Source organism: Paenibacillus riograndensis SBR5, assembly GCF_000981585.1.
GTDB classification, from domain to species: domain Bacteria; phylum Bacillota; class Bacilli; order Paenibacillales; family Paenibacillaceae; genus Paenibacillus_AQ; species Paenibacillus_AQ riograndensis.
In genome coordinates this window covers 4,989,980-5,008,815 of the sequence record NZ_LN831776.1, presented here as the reverse complement: position 1 = coordinate 5,008,815, position 18,836 = coordinate 4,989,980, and the positions used below count along the sequence as shown (strand labels likewise).

The window sequence follows — 18,836 nt, the reverse complement described above, 5'->3', positions numbered from 1 at the left end:
GAGACAAACTTCTTATGGATATAACGTCATTAGTCGGCAGCTGTTAAATTTCCATGGGTAAATTCCCCGCTTATTGCAGATACTCTCCATAAAAAGAGCGGGGAGGCAGCTGTATGGGGAAAGAGGAAAAAGGACTATCGGCGTGGGGGCTGACGATGCTTGCGCTGGGAACGGTGGTTGGCGGCTCATTTTTTCTGGGCTCGTCCGTGGCGATCCGCGCAGCGGGGCCGTCTGTGCTGCTGTCCTATGTGATTGGAGGCATACTCGTTTATTTCATTTTGTCCGCGCTGTCGGAAATGACAGTGGCGAATCCGGTAGCGGGGTCCTTCCGGACCTATACCGAGCAGGCCTTTGGCCGGGGGGCGGGCTTCACGGTCGGGTGGGTCTATTGGACAGGCCTTGTACTCGCGATGTCCAGTGAAGCTACAGCGGTGTCCATCCTGCTGCGCGGCTGGTTTCCCGCTTTGCCGCTTGCGCTGCTTGGATCAGGGATCATCGCGGGAGTGACGCTGCTCAACCTGCTGGGCGCCAAACGGCTGAGCAGGCTGGAGAGCGGACTCGCTGCGTTTAAGCTGCTTGCCATTGCCGCTTTTGTGCTGATTGCTGCGGCTCTGATCGCAGGCTTCGGCACGGGAGGCGCTCGTGCGGTAGGCCTTGATGTTGTGCGCGGGCAGAGCTTATTTCCGGGCGGGATTGCCGGAATCGCCGGAAGCATGCTGATGGTCATGTTTACCTACGCAGGCTTCGAGGTGCTTGGGCTGGCGGCCTCGGAGACGGGGAATCCGGGCGTAACGATTCCCAGGGCGATCCGGTATACCATTGTGCTCCTGGTCGGATTGTATCTGGCAGCTATCATTGGGCTGTTCCTGCTGCTGCCCCCTGCCCGGGTATCCGAGCAGGTTAGCCCGTTCGTGTCGGCGTTAAGCCTATACGGGCTTGGCTGGGCCGGAACGGTCATGAATATTGTCCTGGTATCCGCTATCCTGTCCACCATGCTGGCTTCAGTATTCGGCCTGGGCCGGATGCTCCGCTCTTTGGCGGAAGAAGGGCATACTCCCGCATGGATGCGGGACCGTGCAGACATTCCCTACCGGGGCATTCTTATCTCCGGCGGCGCGATGCTGGCGGGGCTCTGGCTCGGAATGCTGCTGCCGCAGGGCGTATATCTCTTTCTGGTCAGCTCTGGAGGCTTCTCGCTGCTGTTCTCCTATGTCATTATCATGGCCAGCCACTACCGGCTGCGCAAGCGTCATGGCGGTCCGTTGATCAGGCACCATGGGCTGCGCGGATATCCTTACACCTCATGGATTGCCATAGTAAGCCTGGTGGCGATTCTGGCCAGTATGCCGCTGATCCCCGGCCAGGGCGGAGGACTTGCTGCGGGTGTGATGTTTGTTGTGTTGTTTGCAGGAATCTATGCGCTCACAGCCCTACGGAAGGCCAGGGACACTGGCAGGTATCAGAGGCGGCCTCTGCCGGTGCCTGCGGCAAGGATTCAGATGGAGGCAGCAGAAGAGCTCGAAGGGAAGCGGGAGCGGGGTCAGGGGATAAAAAAAGGTGCGGGGATAAAGCAAGGAAAGTAAAAAGGTGCAGGGCCGGGAGTGTGGTCAGTAAGAGGTACGCACAAATGTGCGTGCCTCTTTACGGTGAGTAGGAACTCATGATTTACTGCCAGTGCGGGAAATTTAAAGGGGCCAAATGGGATTGCAATCCAATCGTGCTGTTATCGTGCTTAACCTGTGATTCGCAGAGGGCCTTGGTGTTCAAAAGGTTGAAGGGGAGGAAGACAGGGCTCTGCGGGAAAGTGGAGTGGAATAAGTAAACTTAAATTAGCCTCTAAGCGCTCAACTGAGGAAATAGTGGGAATTAGTAAACTTATTTTAAGTGAATTCACCCGAAAGGATGGAAATCAGCTGGATTAGTTGTCCTTTTTCCCACTAAAGCTTGTCGGGAACCGGGATGGGGAAGATTTAAGTTCCCTTTTTCCACTTGGGCTCTGCCACGACGGAGCTGAAGGAGAGGATGGAATGGGGAAGCGCCACTTCCTCACAAGTTTTGAGCAATATCCACAATTTTTTGCAAAGTAGCTGGAACTTCACTACTATCCTTAATCACAAACAAATAGTCCGCTTCATCTTCTGCCGGTGCTATAACATCCCCATGATCAGTTTCGGCTTGCTGCCGGAGAAGCACTTCTTCAAAGGTAGACGCACTCCTGAAAATAGCTGTACTCCGCTGACTGCCGGCTACCCGGGCTTCAAGAATCTGATCGGGAATATCAAAATGAACAAGTACGCGTACAAAACCTTCGGGTTGAAAATATTCGAGCAAATCCAATCGGCCTTTGCGGCCGCGGTTAGCGTTGCATAAGATAAGATGCAAATCGGTTTCATGGACTGCATAATCAATAATTGTCCGAGAGATGGCGTTTTTAAGGGTGTTGGCACCTTGTTTTGGCAGCATGCTCTTATAATAGGTGTTGATAAATTCAGCATGGGTATCACGGTCAATTACGACTGAGTTGTGCAGGTGCTGCTCTAATTTTTGGGCAAAAGTAGTTTTTCCGCTATGTGTTTTCCCGACAGTAATGATCACTAATCTCTTCATTTGTACCTCTCCATTCCCGCATGATTGCCCAAGGGATGCAGGAAGGGGACTCCATCCGCAATCAGCGGCACTGTTCTCTGAGCCAAGTCTGCCGGAGATTCTTTTCTTCCTTCCATATTCCAGCGGTAGGTTAAGCCATAGACCGACCAGCTTATCATGGTTGCTGCTGTTGCGGCCTCTTTCAGATCCCTCCTTTCATACAAGAAAATATCCCTTCTTATTATAAGCATCTGTTGTTTTGACAACAAATGATTTCTTGGTGCGCGACAGTTTCTTTCAGCTTTTGCTTAAACAACAAATCCGGCGGATTGTAATGTCGCCGGTAGCGCGGGCTTTTTCACCCGGGGGTGTTCCCGGAGAGGATGTCACCGCATATTACCGCCGCCGTGCGGAGAATGAGGTGGGACTTATTATCACGGAAGGTGTCGTTATTGACCATCCGGCGGCCAGCAGTGAGCCGAGACTGCCGGGCATCTATGGGGAAGCTGCTATGGACGGCTGGAGAGAAGTCGTCCGGCAGGTGCATGAAGCCGGAGGTACTATTTTTCCGCAGCTTGTGCATTTGGGGATGATTCGTCCAATGGGAGCTGAGCCCTTCCCGGAAGCCCCGTCAATTGGCCCGTCCGGGCTGGATCTGGAAGGCAGACAGGTAACCGGACCCATGACAGAAGAAGAAATTGCGGGCGTTATTCAGGCTTTTGCCAATGCGGCAGCGAATGCCAAGCAGATAGGTTTTGACGGTGTTGAGCTTCATGGTGCGCACGGTTTTCTGATCGACCAGTTCTTCTGGGAAAAAACCAATCAGCGCACTGACCGCTATGGCGGTGATTTCCTCAAGCGTACCCAATTCGCTATCCAGGTAGTTCAGGCCGTCCGCGCCGCTGTGGGTCCGGATTATCCGGTCTCAATGCGGCTGTCCCAATGGAAAATGGGGGATTACGCTGCGAAGCTGGTAGGTACCCCGGAACAGCTGGAGCAATTTCTGAATGTGCTGGTGAAGGCAGGTGTGGATATTTTCCATATCTCAACGCGCCGTTTCTGGGACCCGGAGTTTGAAGGTTCAGAGCTTAGCTTGGCCGGATGGGTTAAGAAACTCAGCGGGAAAACAACCATCACGGTTGGCTCCGTCGGGATGGAGGACGAGCCGTCAGAAGATGGAGAGGCGGGTCGGCATGGGCTGGAAGAGCTGCTGAAACGGCTGGAGCGTCAAGAATTTGATCTTATCGCCGTAGGCCGTGCACTGCTCGGCGATCCGGCTTGGGCCAAGAAAATACGCGAAGGACGGGTAGACGAGATTAAGGCTTTTACACCGGAAGCCACTGCTGTTCTGTTCTAATTTGCACTCAGTCCGTCCTGCGGAATAGACGAATCTTCTATCCATAACGGCTCTCCTGTCCGTAACGGCTGCGGATCGATCGCAAAGGAATAGGGCGATCCGTCTTTACCGGCTTCTTCGCAGGTGCTAGTTGGAAAAAGGGACCTTATTTTTCCGGAAATTAAGAAATCCTGAGATTGAAGTGGAAAAAGTCAACCTAATTGGGCCACATTTCTGCTCCAATGGCGAAATGGGCTGAATTAGTGTCCCTTTTTCCACTTCATCTGCCCGAGGGTAGGGTAATCCGGCAAATTAGTGTACCTTTTGTACCTAAAGAGTTGCCGTAGGATTCATGGGGAGTCGTTCTCCCGGTAACGCTAGAACCAAGACGGCTGCGCTGTCCCGTGGAGGACGGCACAGCCGTTTTTGTTCTTCTTGGTTTGGGTCGTTCCTCCGAATAATCTAAATATAACCATTGAAGCCCACCCTTGGAGTAATGGTTTCAATGGTTATATACGGATTAACAAGCGTGCGGGAGTACCATCCTTCATGTGGCTGGCAGGGATAGCCCCTTGCTCTGGAAGAACTTAGTATTCATTGAACATTGCAGCGATTTCCTCATAACCCGTTGTTTGGGTCAGCGCCAGCGAGAGCAGGATTCGTGCCTTTTGCGGCACCAGGCTGTTGCAGGGAATCGAATTGGCAGAAAGGTCGATATAGGAATCCTTCAGCGTAATGCCGCTGGAAATCCGCGAGCAGCGGACAACGGGGATATCGTTATTTTTGAGCTCGCCGACTTTATCGATCCAGGGTTTGCTGTAGATGCCTCCGCCTGCTCCGGCAATGACAATGCCTTTGGAGAGGGTAGCCAGATAATCCAGAATTCCCGGATCAGCATCGACATGGAAATAGGCTACGGACACCTGCGGCAGCTGTTCCAGGGCAGAAATGTCGAACTGGGCGGCGGTGGTATGCTTTTTGAGCGATCTGGTGTAGAAAAAAGCCTCGCTGTCCCGCATATAGCCGAGACATCCAAAATCCCGTTCATCAAAGGCATTGGCCTTAAAGGTGTTGACCTTCTGCACATCCCGGCCGCTGTAGATCCCTTCGGCAAACACAACCATGACGCCTTGGCCGGAAGCTTCCGGGTTGGCCGCCAGGGCTACCGACTGGTACAAATTCAGCGGTCCATCCGGACTGATGGCCGTAGCCGGGCGCATGGAGCCGGTAATGATGACGGGTTTATCCGTTTTGATTACCAGATTAAGAAAGTACGACGTTTCGTCCAGGGTATCCGTGCCGTGTGTGATCACAAAACCATGCACATCTTCACGGAGTGCCAGAGTGTTAATCAAGGCTGCCAGGGTCAGCCAGTGCTCACTGGTTATATCGGCGCTGCACAGATTGCTGACCTGTACTCCTGCGCAATTGGCTACACGTTCAAGATGGGGGACACTGTCCAGCAAATCCTGTATCGACAGAGCACCAGGCTCGTAATTCAAGGTTTTATGCGCTTCGCCGCTGCCTGCAATGGTACCCCCGGTGGCGAGAATGACCACATTTTTGAGGCTGGGATTATAGAAAGGGGAGGCTGTAAAATTCACTTCTGGAACTGGAATAATCATCGCTTATATCCTTTCAAGTCAGATCATTTTTTAATAGGACTAATTAATAGAAATTGGCTGAATGTATTATAACATACGATTAACGGTGTAAGGCTGTTTTTTAACCATCAGTTGTCAGAATTCCCCCATTTCTAAAATGGTGGGATGAATGGCAACGGTCTTTCTTATCTAAAGGAAATTTTCTTCCATAAATACGAACATTTGTGCTATGATGGATTCGTAAATTCCTGGAAAGGAGTTGCGAGGCATGTTCGTACTTAAAGCGCATAAGTATCGGATCTACCCCACCCATGAGCAACAACAATATCTGGCAAAGGTGTTCGGATGTGTCCGCTTTATCTACAACAAAATGCTTGCGGATAAGATCGAACACTATAAACAAACGGAGAAAATGCTCCATAATACACCTGCCAGGTACAAGAAAGCATTCCCGTGGCTGAAAGAAGTGGACAGCCTGGCCTTAGCAAACGTTCAGCTCAACCTGGAGAAAGCCTATAGGCATTTTTTTCGGGATAAGAACGTGGGTTTCCCTACATTCAAAAGCAAGAAAACGAACAACAATAGCTTCACAACGAACAATCAAAACGGAACGATAGCCACCAAAGCTGGAACGATTAAAATTCCGAAACTAAAGACAAGAATCCGAATCAAGGTACATCGTCCATTCTGGGGGCGAATCAAATCCTGCACCCTATCCAAAACACCATCAGGAAAATATTTTGCCTCCGTACGGGTAGAAACAGATATCGCTCCTTTGCCAAAAACAGAAAAGAAGATTGGCGTAGATCTGGGACTAAGAAACTTTGCGATTACTTCGTGTGGCGAAGTGATCGCAAATCCGAAACATCTTCGTCAATCTGAACAACGATTAGCCAAACTGCAAAAGGACTTGTCGAGAAAGAAGAAAGGAAGCCATAACCGAAATAAAGCACGTTTGAAGGTCGCCAAGCTTCATGAAAAAATAGCGAATCAGCGTAAAGACTTCTTGCACCAAACGTCAACCCAAATGATACGCGAAAACCAAGTGATCGTGATGGAAGACCTGCGTGTAAAGAAAATGATGCAGAATCACAAATTAGCGAAAGCCATATCCGAAGTATCGTGGAGCATGTTCAGAGAGATGCTTACTTACAAATCAGAATGGTACGGTAGAGAATTGATGATTGCCCCAAAACACTTTGCGAGCAGCCAAAGATGTTCCTGCTGCGGCTATAAAAACGCAGAAGTGAAGAACCTTGCGGTACGTGAATGGACTTGTCCTGAATGTAGTGTACAACACGACAGAGATGTAAACGCAGCTAAAAACTTAATACAATTAGCCATATAAGATGGCAACGATTGGGCTAGGAACTAGCCTCTAAGCTTGGGTAAACTTGGAGCAGTAGCTCTATTGACCAAGAAGCACCCACCTCTTAGGTGGTGTGTAGTTCACTCCCATTATTGATATGAGACGTATCCTTCCAAACATTCCAACTCATAGTGTAAATCAGAATATAGTATACTGGGGAAAATTACTAATCTCCTGAAGGGGGCTAAAAGATGATTGAACTGGAGGTTCAAGACTATTACAGAGGGTTGCCTGCGCTGGATCAAGTGAAAATAAATACACTCTTCGCCAGGGCTGTGCTGGAGCAGCGTATTCCGGGGAAAGTGTATGCCGACAGCAAAGAAAAGCCGGGTGCGTTCTATGTCGTCCATCCTTATGGAATGTCATTGGTCTATGGAAGTGCTGCGAATCCGGATTTTCATCACTGGTTGTCGGATTACATAACGGGCAGAGCGGAAAACCGCATACAGGCAGAGTGGCTGCAGGGAGATCCGGCCGGAGGCTGGAGTGAGCAGATCGATGCTATAGCTGCTGCGCATAACAGCACATTGCCGGCAGGCAGCGGGGAATCCGGGCAGGACAATTACCGGGCCATAGTAAGAAATACCAGAGTGAATTTCAGCTTTGACCGTGAAGCCTATTGTGCAGCACGGGCGCAGTTCTTCAAGCAGGAAGCAGACCTGGTACGAACGGGAAAAGAGCATTTTTTTGCTCAGACCGGTTCAGTGCTTCCGCGTTTTTTTTGGCGGGATGAAGAACATTTTGTGGCTGAAGGCGCCGGCTACAGTATCCTGGAGGATGGCGGGGTTGCTTCTACTGCGTTTTCGTCCTGCATCACGGCGGATCAGCTCGAAATCGGGATAGAGACAGCGGAAGCTTCACGGGGAAAAGGGTATGCATTTACCGTATGCGCCGCGTTGATCGATTATTGCCTTGACCATCGTCTGGAGCCAGTATGGGCCTGCCGCCTGGAGAATCAGGGGTCTTATTATCTGGCACAGAAGCTGGGCTTCAAGCCGTCGGTGACGCTGCCTTATTACCGGCTCGCATTATGATGGGAGAGCAGCCTTTACCTAATTCAGCAAATAGAATCAGCAGAAGACAAGAGTCTGGAAGAGGAGAGGGAATCATGAAGGGGATCATTAACTATTATGACCGGTACAATGAGGCAGCCCGACTGACAACGGATCATGCAAGAAGACTAGAGTTTATCACAACTACCCATTTTCTGGACACGTACCTCAAGGGGGATTCGCAAATTCTGGATCTTGGGGCCGGAGCAGGAATTTATACTTTTTATTATGCACAGAAGGGCCACACCGTGATCTCCACGGACCTGACCCCAAAGCATGTAGAGATCATTAGTCAAAGAGCATCCGACGAAGGATACGCCAATATCACTGCCGCTATGGCAGACGCCACCGATCTTTCCCGGTATCCGGACGAGAGCTTTGACGCTGTATTGTGCCTGGGACCTTTGTATCACCTTACAGACATTCCGGACCAGGATACATGCATCCGGGAATGTCTGAGGGTTCTTAGACCGGGCGGCCTGCTTGCCGCAGCATATGTGAATAGATTGTTTATTTACCCGCATCTTGTCAAAAGTGATCCCGGCTTCCTTGACACCAGGTGGATACAAACGATTTTGGAGGAGAAACAGATTTCCTCGACGGAAGCGGATTGCTTCTGGACAGACGCCTTTTTTCACACTCCCGGTGAAATTGAGGCATTAATTGAAGCCTATGGGACACAAAAGCTGGTGCACGCCGCGAGTGACGGCATAAGCATCCTGCTGCGTGAAACGCTCAATGGCTTGACTACGGAACAATTCAATATATGGGTGGATTATCATTTGAGAACATGTACGGAGCCTTCGATACTCGGAATGAGCAATCATGGACTCTATTTATGCCGCAAAACATAAGTCCAACCTTCTGGATCTCCCTACACCAGTCCGGCATCCACAAAGCAATGCAGGTGCAGCGGCGACAGGACCTTAAATCCTTCCCCGATTTCAAAATCCTTTCCCTCCGCCAGCTGGCGTCCTTTCTCCATGAAATACAGCCGGTATAGCGCCAGCGTTTCCCCGCTGAACTGGCTGCTGTGCAGCGCCATGGCGGCCAGCTTCTGATCGAAGCAGCTGGTAATATCGATGACCGTATTCGGTTCCGAGGTAAGGTAGAATCCCAGCGCCTGGGGCTGCCAGGGCCGGGTGCTTGTCCCGCGGGGATACAGCGCAAGACCCGAGGAGAGGAAGGCCTGTGCCGCCGCCCGTCCGGTCACGATATGATCATAGTGGGCTTCATAGGGAAGCCAAGGATCAGGGCAGAATACCGCATCAGGCTGGACGGTGCGGATGATCTCGGCTATTTCCGCCGCCAGCGCCGGAATATGCTCAAGTGTGCCGTCACCGTGTGAAAGCTGATGGAATACGGTGGCACCAAGCGAACGTCCCGCCGTCTCCAGCTCTCTGGAACGGATCACAGCGATCTCGGCGGGAGAGTTTTTCCCGTCGCTGCTGCCTAAATCCCCGTTGGTCACTGTTAAATAATGAATTTCGCAGCCCTTTGCGGCAAAAGCGGCAATCGTTCCGCCCATCCCCACTTCATTGTCGTCGGGGTGAGGCTGAATACACAATATTCTGCGGCATTCCGTGAGACCGGGAGGAGACATCAGGCTGTAGAGGATAGATGAATCCATGTTAAATCACTCCTTTGTTAATGAATGAATATCCATCAATATCTGTGTCCGCTGCTTGTCGCTAATCGTATAGAACAGAATTGGAATAATGGCAGCCAGGAAACAGAGTGCGGGCAGCAAAAACATTACCAGGCTCAGGCCATGCCGGAGCCCCGGAGTAACCGGCTGGTTCTCCACGTAGTTCAGGACTCCCAGACTTGCCCCGATGATTAATCTAGACACAGCCCCGCTGAATTTGGTGATAAAGGTGTTCGTTGAGAACACAATCCCTTCGCCCCGGAAGCCCAGCTTCCACTCGGAATAATCAATCGTATCCAGCAGCATTGATGTGCTGACTATAGTGGTTATTCCCGAGAAAAAGAAGCTGACCCCAAAGAACACCAGCGTAAACAGAACATTCTGGTCCCCAAAGAGATAGGGTACAAGGCAGGAGAGGCTGCCCAGAATGCAGGACCCGATGAATACGCTTTTCTTGGAAAAGTAACCAAGCAGCCTGGGCGTTGCAATCATGCCGAGCAGCATGCCTGCTACCAGGCTGATTCCCACCTGGGTTCCATAACTGGCATCTCCCCAGACATAAACTACATAGTAGAGCTGAATGCTCTGTCTGATGCCGGTGACCAGATTGATAATCAGCAAAGAGGCCAGCAGGGTGAGCAGGGGCTTGTTTTTGTACACGGTCTGCAGATTGTTCCGGAAAGAAATCCGTTCCGTAGAGGGGACCACTCTTTCCCGGGAAAGCATTCCCGTCAGAAATATGGACAGTGCGGCAATGACCGCCACGATCACTGCAGAATACAGATAAGCCTTGGTGCTTCGCTCGCCGCCGAAAGCGAGCAGGAGCTGAATGCCGCCAATGGTGATGACCACCGCACCGATGGTCCCCCCGATTTTGCCCAAAGTGACCACAAGCGTCCGTTCCGCCGGGTCTTTGGAAATAACAGAGGACAACGCCCAGAGCGGAGTATCACAGACAGTGTAGAGCATCCCCCACAGCAGGTAAGAGAAGGCTGCAATGGTTACGGTGAGAGCAGACGAAGTGTCAAAATCCATGAAGCATAGGACAGTCGCGGCAGCGATCAGAACAGGGGCAAACAATAGATAAGGTCTAAACTTCCCCCACCTGGACCGCGTTTTATCCGTGATCATCCCCATGACCGGGTCCAGGCAGGCGTCAACAATACTTGCGGTAACCAGAATGGCACTGGCTGTCGATGTGGATATGCCCAGCAGATCCGTATAAAAGAACAGGATGTACATCGACATGAAGCTGTAGAGCATATTTTGGCCCAGCAATCCGCCGGAGAACACCATTTTTTCAGCCAAAGATACTTTTGTTGTCAATCGGCTGCCCTCTTTTCACTAGATTATTTGGGAGAATCCGGTTCTTTGTAATTATGTTTATTTATAACTTTTTCGCATTTATTGTCAAGCGTAATGTTCAGTTGGATAGCCGTCTATAAGAAATAGATATGAATGTGTATAATTAGGAATATTGAATTAGGAATATATAACTATTCTCGATAAAAACTATTAATAAAAGCGAGAAAAATGTCGAAATATACCTTAAGTTGTCCTGATGACATGCAGGGGGAGTGCAAGGACGCATGAGCATCAAGCCGGACATGAGTTGTTAACAATAGGGGGAGTTCAGATGAAATGGTTCGGTAATCTAAAAACAGCAACAAAAATCATCTCCGCATTTTTAATTGTGTCCTTGATTCTCGCGGGACTTGGCGTGTTCTCAATCTCCACGCTGCGCAATGCCAACGGAAATATGAAGGCGATGTATGGCAACAATCTGATCTCGGTCCGGGACTTGTCCGCAGCCCAGATCAACTACCAGACCATGAGAGTATATCTGCGGGATATGAGCACTACAACAGTAAGTGGAGAAGTGTCCGGCTACAAGGAGAAAATTGAAACGACACGCCAGGAAATTAATAAGTTGGTGGACCGCTACCGGCCGCTTGCAACTACGCTGAAAGAACAGGAGCTGCTGCGTGGTTTTGATACTGAATATGGGGAATATCAAAAACTGTTTGACCAGGCGTTAATCTTGGCGGAACAGGACGACCCGACCGAATTTAATGCGTTCCTTAGATCGCAGTTGACACCGCAAGGAGAAAAAGTAGTCGTCAATCTGAAGGGTCTGATTGATGTGAATGTGGACTTGGCGGATGAAGCGAACAGCCACTCCCAATCCACGTATTCTTCCGCATTGATCTTAACCATCTCTGTAGTTGTGGGAGCAGTAATCGTAAGCGTGCTTATTGGCTACATCATTGCCAGATCGATCTCCAAACCTCTCATGCGAATGCTGGGTCTGGCTACCGAGGTAGCCAGCGGCAATCTGACGCAGCGGGCGGATATCTCTACCAAGGATGAAGTTGGGCAATTGGCGAGTGCGCTGAACCGGATGGTGGATAATTTGAAGGATCTGATTAATGGCATCGTGATGAATTCGCAGAGTGTTGCCGCTTCTTCCGAGGAGATTTCCGCGAGCACACAAGAAATTGCCAGCACCAGCACGACCCAGTCGGTGGCGTCGGCAAATATTACCGAGCTGTTCAAAGAGCTGTCTGTGGCGATCAATTCTGTCGCGGTAAGTGCAGAGGAAGCTGCCGAGTTGTCCAATGAAACGGTCAGAACAGCACGCGAAGGCGGTAATGTGGTGGAAACCTCATTGCAGGGCATGCAGGCCGTGAATTACCAGATGACACAGCTCGAAGAGGACTCCAGCAAAATCGGTGACATCATTGAGGTCATTGACGATATTGCCGAGCAGACCAATCTCCTGGCACTGAATGCGGCCATTGAAGCTGCCCGTGCCGGGGAACAGGGCCGCGGCTTTGCAGTCGTTGCCGACGAGGTGCGCAAACTGGCGGAACGAAGCAGTGATGCAACCAAGGAAATTACCAAAATCATTAAGGCCATGCAGGAGAACACCAAACAAAGTGTCCGGGCTGTTGCCGAGAGCGTTGAGCAATCTTCGATGACGAGTCAGGCATTTGAGCAAATTATCAGCATGGTGAACTCGTCCTCGCTCAAGGTGAATGAAATTGCTGCGGCTTGTGAAGAGGAATCCGCTCAAGCGGCCGAAGTGATGAGTTCGGTTGAATCCATTGCGGCCTCCAGTGAAGAATCAGCCGCTGCATCGGAAGAGACAGCAGCGACCTGCCAGTCCCTGGCCCAGCTCGCTGAGGAGCTTGCCCAGTCCGCAGCCGCGTTCAAAACCCACTAACCTACAGACTGAAGGTGTTATGATGTCAACGCTGCAGAAGGAACAATATATAGAGCTTGCCGTAGGCCAGGAAACTTGCGCCATCCGCATCGAGGAAGTGCATGAAATTATCAAAATGCTCACCATTACGGACATTCCCTTCAGCCGGAATGAAGTGAAGGGGGTCGTCAATCTCCGCGGCAAAGTAGTCTGCGTGATGAGTCTGCGTAATCTGCTGGGCATGTCTGATGAGCCGTATACCCGGGCCACACGGATTGTGGTGGTCCGTTACCGGGATGAATTTGTGGGACTCATTGTAGATAAGGTGAATAAAGTCACCACTTATGGAGAAATACATCCTCCTTCCAGTGGACAAGGCCGGGGCCGGGAAGGGGTATTTCTGGGCATCGGTCAACGCGAGGACCAGCTGATCGGCATTCTGAAGCTTGAGGAAATATTGGGCGGTTAGGAAGGAGAAGGATTGATAATGATGGAGCTGTCTGCCTACCGCGATATTTTTATCGAAGAGTTGAACGATCAGCTGGAACGGATGGACCAGTCGCTGCTGGCCCTGGAGCAATCGCCGTCCGCAGAGCTGATTCAGACCATTTTCCGTGCTGCGCATACCATTAAAGGGTCTTCTTCCACCATGGGTTTCAAGGAAATGAGTGATTTGACCCACGAAGTGGAATTTATCCTCGAATGGGTACGGGAAAAGAAACCTGAGATCACCTCCGTGCTGATTGACACCTTGTTCCGTGCGCTGGATGCGATGAAGCTGCTGCGGACAGAGTATATCAGCGGCAGTGAATATACCAACTGCAGCAGTGTGGTGTCCGAGATCAAGGCACTGCTCGGCAAGCCTGCCGAACCGGAGCGGAACAGGCTCCCGCTCCCGGTTCTGAGCGCGGCAGAGACGCTTCTGGCGGAGTCGGCTGTAGGCGCAGGAGAGCAGCTGATCGCTGTAAGCATCACGCTGAAGGAAGACTGTCTGATGAAGGCCGCAAGACATTTTATCCTGCTCCAGCGGATGGAGGCTGTATGCGGAACAGTAATTGCCGTTTCTCTTTTCCCTGCATCAGCTCCGGGCACTGATGAAGATGACCGTTATGGCAGATTTACCGTAGTGGCAGCCACGATGAAGGAGCAGCAGCAGATTCAGGACCAGCTTGGTGACGATTCTGATATTCAGAGTCTGGATATTGCTCCGTTCAAACTTAAGCAGTCCAAAGAAGCGGAAAAGATAGAGCATGCCCCAGAGGCGTCTACCCAGCAGGGGAACCCGAAGGCTGAGGAACGCGGAAAGGGCATGCATCCAACGGTTAGGGTAAACGTGGAGCGGCTGGATCATCTGATGAATCTGGTTGGTGAGCTGCTGATTGAGCAGACCTCCCTGGCCGATCTCAGCGCAGCCGGTCAGCGTTCAGATCCGGCCAGAGTTCTTCCGGACATTAGCAGCGTATCGGATCACATGGGCAGTATTATCAAGGAACTCCAGGATGGTGTCATGAAGACGCGAATGCTGCCCATTGATCAGCTGTTCAGCCGTTTCCCCCGGCTTGTCCGGGATCTGGCCCAGAAGCTGGACAAGGACATTGAGCTGGTGATCCAGGGCGGTGAAACCGAACTGGACCGGATGATTATCGAGGAGCTAAGTGATCCCCTGATCCATTTGATCCGCAACAGCGCGGACCATGGGATCGAGAGTCCCGGGGTACGCATCTCTGAAGGAAAGCCGGCTAAGGGAAGGATTACCCTGACTTCTTTTCATGAAGAGAATCATGTAGTCATCCGCCTTGAAGATGATGGGCAAGGTATCGACGCTAGTAAGATCAAAGCTTCGGCACTCGGCAAAGGAATTATTACCGAGGAGCAGGCCGGTTACTTGACCGCCCAGGAGGCGGTCCATCTGATCTTTGAGCCCGGATTCTCGACGGCCTCAGCGGTGAGCGAGGTCTCCGGCCGGGGAGTCGGCATGGATATTGTGCGCAGTCAGATCGGACGGCTGAATGGGATTATCGATATCGAAACAGAGCCGGGCAAAGGGACCGTCTTCACGATCCGGCTTCCGCTCACGCTGGCCATTATCAAGGGACTGCTTGTGAAGGTTGCCGGCCGGGTCCTGATTCTCCCAATGTACAATGTTGCCGAAATTGTGCGCATCGCCCCGGAAGAGATTCAGGTCGTTCAGGGAGAGCAGGCGATAATCAACCACGGGCGGATTGTGCCGCTCTCCTGGCTGAGGGACAAGCTGCATTATCCCCGGGCGGAACGGAGCACCAGGACCATCCCGCTGGTCATCGTCAGATCTGTCGATAAGATCGCCGCTTTTGCTGTGGATGAGATTATCGGCAACCAGGAGGTTGTCATTAAGTCTCTCGGAGCTTATCTGGGAACCCTGAACCATCTCTCGGGAGCGACTATCCTTGGAAATGGCCGGGTTGCGCTCATCCTGGATGCCGCTTACCTGGTAAGTCATTAATTCAATAGATACTCGGAGCTGTCAGGTAAATAGCCGGAAGGACGCAGTGAAATGCTGTGTTATCCTTCCGGCTTTTTACCGTTTAGGAAATTATGCAATGCCAGGCAAGTCAAGAAGCGGGCAGTTCCTCAACCTTTTAGAGGTGAATCCTGTAAGTACCAGCAAAAAAGTAGGTTGTATTATGATTACTAAAATTTCCCTAATAATCGAGAGGATGATTAGTGGTAACGAAAGTGAGGACACACAATCGTTGCTTTGTCCTTAATCCTCATCTCATATTATGGAGGAATTTATATGTCAACACCCAGACCCGAGACAACACTTCGTGTATTTGCTACAAACGCTAGCTATATTGGCATCAAAGGCAGTATAAAGATTCCAACAACCCTGAATGTTTCAGGAGGTTATGTCGATTGGTATTTTGGGCTTGGTAACGCGATCGTAGAGGCTGGCATTTCGTATACAGGTTCCAAATTCCGTACACCTATTAAGATTACATCTCCTGGCGGAGAACCAATAATCGGTACAAGTCAAGATGATATCACTGGTATTATTCCAGGTGCTACCGTTCCTATTCAGTTGTTGCATGACAGAGTGAATCATACTATTTCTGTCTGGATTAATGGTGTAAAGATATGGAATTCCATTTCTATTCTTGACTCACATGGGAATGACGTACTAGGAAGTGCCAGCACTGCTAAAATGGTTTTCGGTCTAGATGACCAAGGGGCTTCCAGTTATAGCTTAGGAAGCTTCACATTGCTTAAACTCCAGAAGACGGATGGTACTTGGATTGATTGGAATAGCAGTGTTCCTTATACTCCATTGCCCAGCGGTTCGGCATCTAGTTTTAATCTGAACTCTTATGTCCCACTGAGCGCGTCTTTAAACGCAAACTAAATAAGTAATAATAACAATACCTACACAGAAATGTGTGGGTATTGTTATTTAATGAAACTTTTTACCATAAATAAGCGTCTAATAAAAAGTGACACTAAAAAAACAAGGAGGTCCATTGTATGAATAAAAGACAAATCCTATCAGGAACTCTTGCTGCATTCTTAAGCTTAATGCCATTGACTGATGTATTTGCTGCGAACACTCCTTCAATTATCGTTAATAGTAAAGCTGTGAAGACAGAGGTCATTCCAATACTTAAAAATGGGGTTACATTAGTTCCAGTAAAAACTATAAGCGAACTTCCCAATACAACAATATCCTGGGACAATGCATCAAAGACAGTGACTGTAGTCAATAAGATAACGCAGCAGACGTCAACATTTAAATTAAATAGCAAATATGTCATAATTGGTAATGAGCGCAAAGAAATTCAGGTTCCTGTTTCTATTATTAATGGCAGAGTCTTTGTTCCGCTTCGGGTTATCAGTGAAGCATCTGGAGCTGTTGTTGTTTGGGAACAACAAAAACAAACTGTGTATATCGCTAAACCAACAAATCAAACCATTAAAGATCTGGAGTCGAGCGACTTGTCCGTCAGAAGAAAGGCTGCAGTTTCCGGGACACCAAAAGTTGATGCCCTGACCTCTCCTTCTGCTGATCGTAAGGTAAATAACAATGACGTTTTTTATTTTCCAAAAGGTGAATCTAATCAATACTTCTATTTATACGGTGATGTAATCGAATATCATCAAATAAAAAACAACATCGATTACAAGACTTGGCAGGCTAACATCGGGTCCTCGAATGATTACATTCAGCTCATAAATAACAAAGAAGGCTTAGCTTTTAAAGGAAATGTTGGTGTTTTATCGGAAGAGGGAATACGGCCTAAAATTACTGGGGAGTACGTATATTATAACATGGCTATTATGGGCGGGATTGCTAGGTACGGACTAGTCAATTCGGAAGGCAAGGTTACTGAGCTGGGGATGAACGATGATATCACTTCAATAAAGGATTTTTTTATAATACCTAATGAACAAAGGGGATATTCCCATGTGGATTCCAAATGATCTGTAAAGGAGGAGGAGTATGTCTGAAACCAATACGATCATGAGCAAAAGATGGTTCCGTATCTATGTCATTGTGACAACCACTATGATTGCGATTCTATTGGTGCTTATATTTGCCTGGGAACCGGCAGGGAAACACAAAGAGACAGCAGGAGCCGCAGGCATTGCGGCCGAAGGGGAAAAATCAGCTGCCACCGGATTAACGGAGGTTGCGGGTGAAGCGTTGGAAATGGAGAATGGCTCTGGTCCAGTTCCTCATGACGGGGTTCTGTTTATCCGGGAGATGAGGCAACGGGGAGGCGGCGGCTTTAAGAATACTTTCACGACCGTTCCGGATTACGGAAAAGAGTTAGTAATACAAATTAAAAATAACGGCAGCCAGGGAACGGTTATTGCTAATGTAACCCGTGGCTCACACGAGTATGGTTTTGTGGATGTGAAGCCGGGAGAGAGCTTGACAAGAACCTTTCGCATGTCTGACGGCAGCGGAATGACCGGGCACTGGAAAGTATATGTCACCACCGAGGACGGGCATAAGATCGATATCAGTGTCGAAGCGGGCCAGCACTAGGCAAGTCAAGAAACGGGCAACCCTGCCCGCGTCTTGACTTTTTTTAATAGAATAATTTCAAGGGAAGTATTACAATTAATCCATTATTGGCCTCATGGGCCAATGAAAACAGCAAATGATTATAAAGGAGACGAGCTATGAAAGAGCACTTGGCAAAAAAAGGACATCCGGTTTTATTTTCACTTATGCTGGGCATAGTACTGACTCTGCTGGTATCGGCAGCCTCAGCGGCAGCGAGCATCATGGAGCTTGACGACACGGGGGGCCGCTTCGCCCAGGCGTGCGCTTTTTTCCTTATGGCCGTGATTGTTACGGTGTATATGAGCAGAAGCAGCAGGCCGCGTGGCAGCTACGGATTCAAAAGGTTCGAGGGGGTAAAGGAAAAGCGTGCGCTTTATTACATTCCACTGCTGGTCATTGCGCTGATTCAGCCGGCCATGGCCGGGATTAACACCAAGCTTTCCTGGATCGAGGTGGGGAGTATTCTTCTGCTGACCGTCTGTGTCGGTTTTACCGAAGAAACGATTTTCCGGGGGATCATCCGGGAGAAGCTCCGGTTCAAGGGACCTGTATTTTATATTGTTTTTTCTTCAGTGTTTTTTGGCATCCTGCATATGGCCAATGCGCTGAACGGAACCGATCTTATACATATTGTTCTTCAAGTGATCAATGCGCTGCTGCTGGGCTGTGTTCTGGCGCTGTTAATTGAAACAACGGACAACATCATTCCTTTGATTGCCTTCCATTTTATTTATGATGCGCTCGCTATGGTTTGCAATGAAAATCCGGATATGGAAATTCCGGCAGTTGCTCTATTAAATATCCTCTATCTGCTGTATGGAATCTATCTAATTGCCGTGTTATTGCGGAGAAATAAAACTCAGAGCTTGTCTATGTAAAAATAAAGCGGTCAGCAGACAGGAGTATTCCTGCGGGCTGGCCGTTTTTTCTTGACATCACCCAAATAATCCCTATACTTATTATAGACCGACGGTCGGTCAGTTGAGTGA

Annotated in this window: 17 protein-coding genes; 12 read left to right on the top strand and 5 right to left on the bottom strand. The window is 49.7% G+C overall.

Annotation, left to right across the window (positions count from 1 at the left end; genetic code table 11):
- Nucleotides 1-113 precede the first annotated feature (113 nt).
- Nucleotides 114-1,583 (top strand): amino acid permease, encoded by a 1,470-nt coding sequence (locus tag PRIO_RS21260; RefSeq protein ID WP_046504604.1) that lies wholly within the window; start codon nt 114-116, stop codon nt 1,581-1,583.
- Between the two features lie 463 nt (nt 1,584-2,046).
- Here the strand turns inward: PRIO_RS21260 and PRIO_RS21255 are convergent, their stop codons facing one another.
- Together PRIO_RS21255 and PRIO_RS21250 are read right to left on the bottom strand one after the other, a co-directional pair.
- On the bottom strand, nt 2,047-2,607 hold the full coding sequence (locus PRIO_RS21255) for an AAA family ATPase (protein ID WP_020430678.1): 561 nt from the start codon (nt 2,605-2,607) through the stop codon (nt 2,047-2,049).
- Nucleotides 2,604-2,810: a hypothetical protein gene (locus PRIO_RS21250; protein WP_020430676.1), complete on the bottom strand. Its 207-nt coding sequence runs from the start codon at nt 2,808-2,810 to the stop codon at nt 2,604-2,606. Before PRIO_RS21250 ends, PRIO_RS21255 begins: the two co-directional genes overlap by 4 nt.
- 110 nt (nt 2,811-2,920) lie before the next feature.
- Here PRIO_RS21250 and PRIO_RS21245 point away from each other — a divergent pair, with 110 nt between their 5' ends.
- A complete protein-coding gene (locus tag PRIO_RS21245; protein ID WP_081487247.1) occupies nt 2,921-3,943 on the top strand; it encodes an NADH:flavin oxidoreductase in 1,023 nt (340 codons plus the stop codon).
- 566 nt (nt 3,944-4,509) lie between these two features.
- Here PRIO_RS21245 and PRIO_RS21240 read toward each other — a convergent pair.
- Nucleotides 4,510-5,547 (bottom strand): asparaginase, encoded by a 1,038-nt coding sequence (locus tag PRIO_RS21240; RefSeq protein ID WP_020429676.1) that lies wholly within the window; start codon nt 5,545-5,547, stop codon nt 4,510-4,512.
- Between the two features lie 247 nt (nt 5,548-5,794).
- Here PRIO_RS21240 and tnpB point away from each other — a divergent pair, with 247 nt between their 5' ends.
- The 3 genes from tnpB to PRIO_RS21225 all read left to right on the top strand — a co-directional run bounded on the left by tnpB (nt 5,795) and on the right by PRIO_RS21225 (nt 8,801).
- Nucleotides 5,795-6,874, top strand: coding sequence for an IS200/IS605 family element RNA-guided endonuclease TnpB (gene tnpB / locus PRIO_RS21235; protein ID WP_046504599.1), 1,080 nt, complete (start codon nt 5,795-5,797; stop codon nt 6,872-6,874).
- Between the two features lie 212 nt (nt 6,875-7,086).
- Nucleotides 7,087-7,929 (top strand): GNAT family N-acetyltransferase, encoded by an 843-nt coding sequence (locus PRIO_RS21230; protein ID WP_020428571.1) that lies wholly within the window; start codon nt 7,087-7,089, stop codon nt 7,927-7,929.
- Between the two features lie 74 nt (nt 7,930-8,003).
- Nucleotides 8,004-8,801 carry a class I SAM-dependent methyltransferase gene (locus PRIO_RS21225; protein ID WP_020428570.1) on the top strand — a complete coding sequence of 266 codons (798 nt, stop codon included), beginning with the start codon at nt 8,004-8,006 and terminating at the stop codon, nt 8,799-8,801.
- Nucleotides 8,802-8,821: 20 nt separating this feature from the next.
- On the opposite strand, the gene PRIO_RS21220 is transcribed toward PRIO_RS21225, so the two are convergent.
- Entirely contained in the window at nt 8,822-9,577 is a 756-nt protein-coding gene (locus tag PRIO_RS21220) for a PIG-L deacetylase family protein (RefSeq protein ID WP_020428569.1), read from the bottom strand.
- A 6-nt stretch (nt 9,578-9,583) separates the two neighbouring features.
- Nucleotides 9,584-10,921: an MFS transporter gene (locus tag PRIO_RS21215; protein ID WP_020428568.1), complete on the bottom strand. Its 1,338-nt coding sequence runs from the start codon at nt 10,919-10,921 to the stop codon at nt 9,584-9,586.
- 310 nt (nt 10,922-11,231) lie between these two features.
- Here PRIO_RS21215 and PRIO_RS21210 point away from each other — a divergent pair, with 310 nt between their 5' ends.
- From PRIO_RS21210 to PRIO_RS21180, 7 genes are all read left to right on the top strand, one after another.
- Nucleotides 11,232-12,821, top strand: a complete 1,590-nt coding sequence (locus tag PRIO_RS21210; protein ID WP_046504595.1) for a methyl-accepting chemotaxis protein — start codon at nt 11,232-11,234, stop codon at nt 12,819-12,821.
- A gap of 19 nt (nt 12,822-12,840) precedes the next feature.
- On the top strand, nt 12,841-13,269 hold the full coding sequence (locus tag PRIO_RS21205) for a chemotaxis protein CheW (RefSeq protein WP_231869730.1): 429 nt from the start codon (nt 12,841-12,843) through the stop codon (nt 13,267-13,269).
- A gap of 18 nt (nt 13,270-13,287) precedes the next feature.
- Nucleotides 13,288-15,282, top strand: a complete 1,995-nt coding sequence (locus PRIO_RS21200) for a chemotaxis protein CheA (RefSeq protein WP_020428562.1) — start codon at nt 13,288-13,290, stop codon at nt 15,280-15,282.
- Nucleotides 15,283-15,576: 294 nt separating this feature from the next.
- Nucleotides 15,577-16,182, top strand: coding sequence for a hypothetical protein (locus tag PRIO_RS21195; RefSeq protein ID WP_046504591.1), 606 nt, complete (start codon nt 15,577-15,579; stop codon nt 16,180-16,182).
- A gap of 119 nt (nt 16,183-16,301) precedes the next feature.
- Nucleotides 16,302-17,255, top strand: a complete 954-nt coding sequence (locus PRIO_RS21190; protein WP_046504588.1) for a copper amine oxidase N-terminal domain-containing protein — start codon at nt 16,302-16,304, stop codon at nt 17,253-17,255.
- A 19-nt stretch (nt 17,256-17,274) separates the two neighbouring features.
- Nucleotides 17,275-17,826, top strand: a complete 552-nt coding sequence (locus PRIO_RS34010; protein WP_020428557.1) for a hypothetical protein — start codon at nt 17,275-17,277, stop codon at nt 17,824-17,826.
- 137 nt (nt 17,827-17,963) lie between these two features.
- Nucleotides 17,964-18,725: a CPBP family intramembrane glutamic endopeptidase gene (locus tag PRIO_RS21180; protein WP_046504585.1), complete on the top strand. Its 762-nt coding sequence runs from the start codon at nt 17,964-17,966 to the stop codon at nt 18,723-18,725.
- Nucleotides 18,726-18,836: the final 111 nt, after the last annotated feature.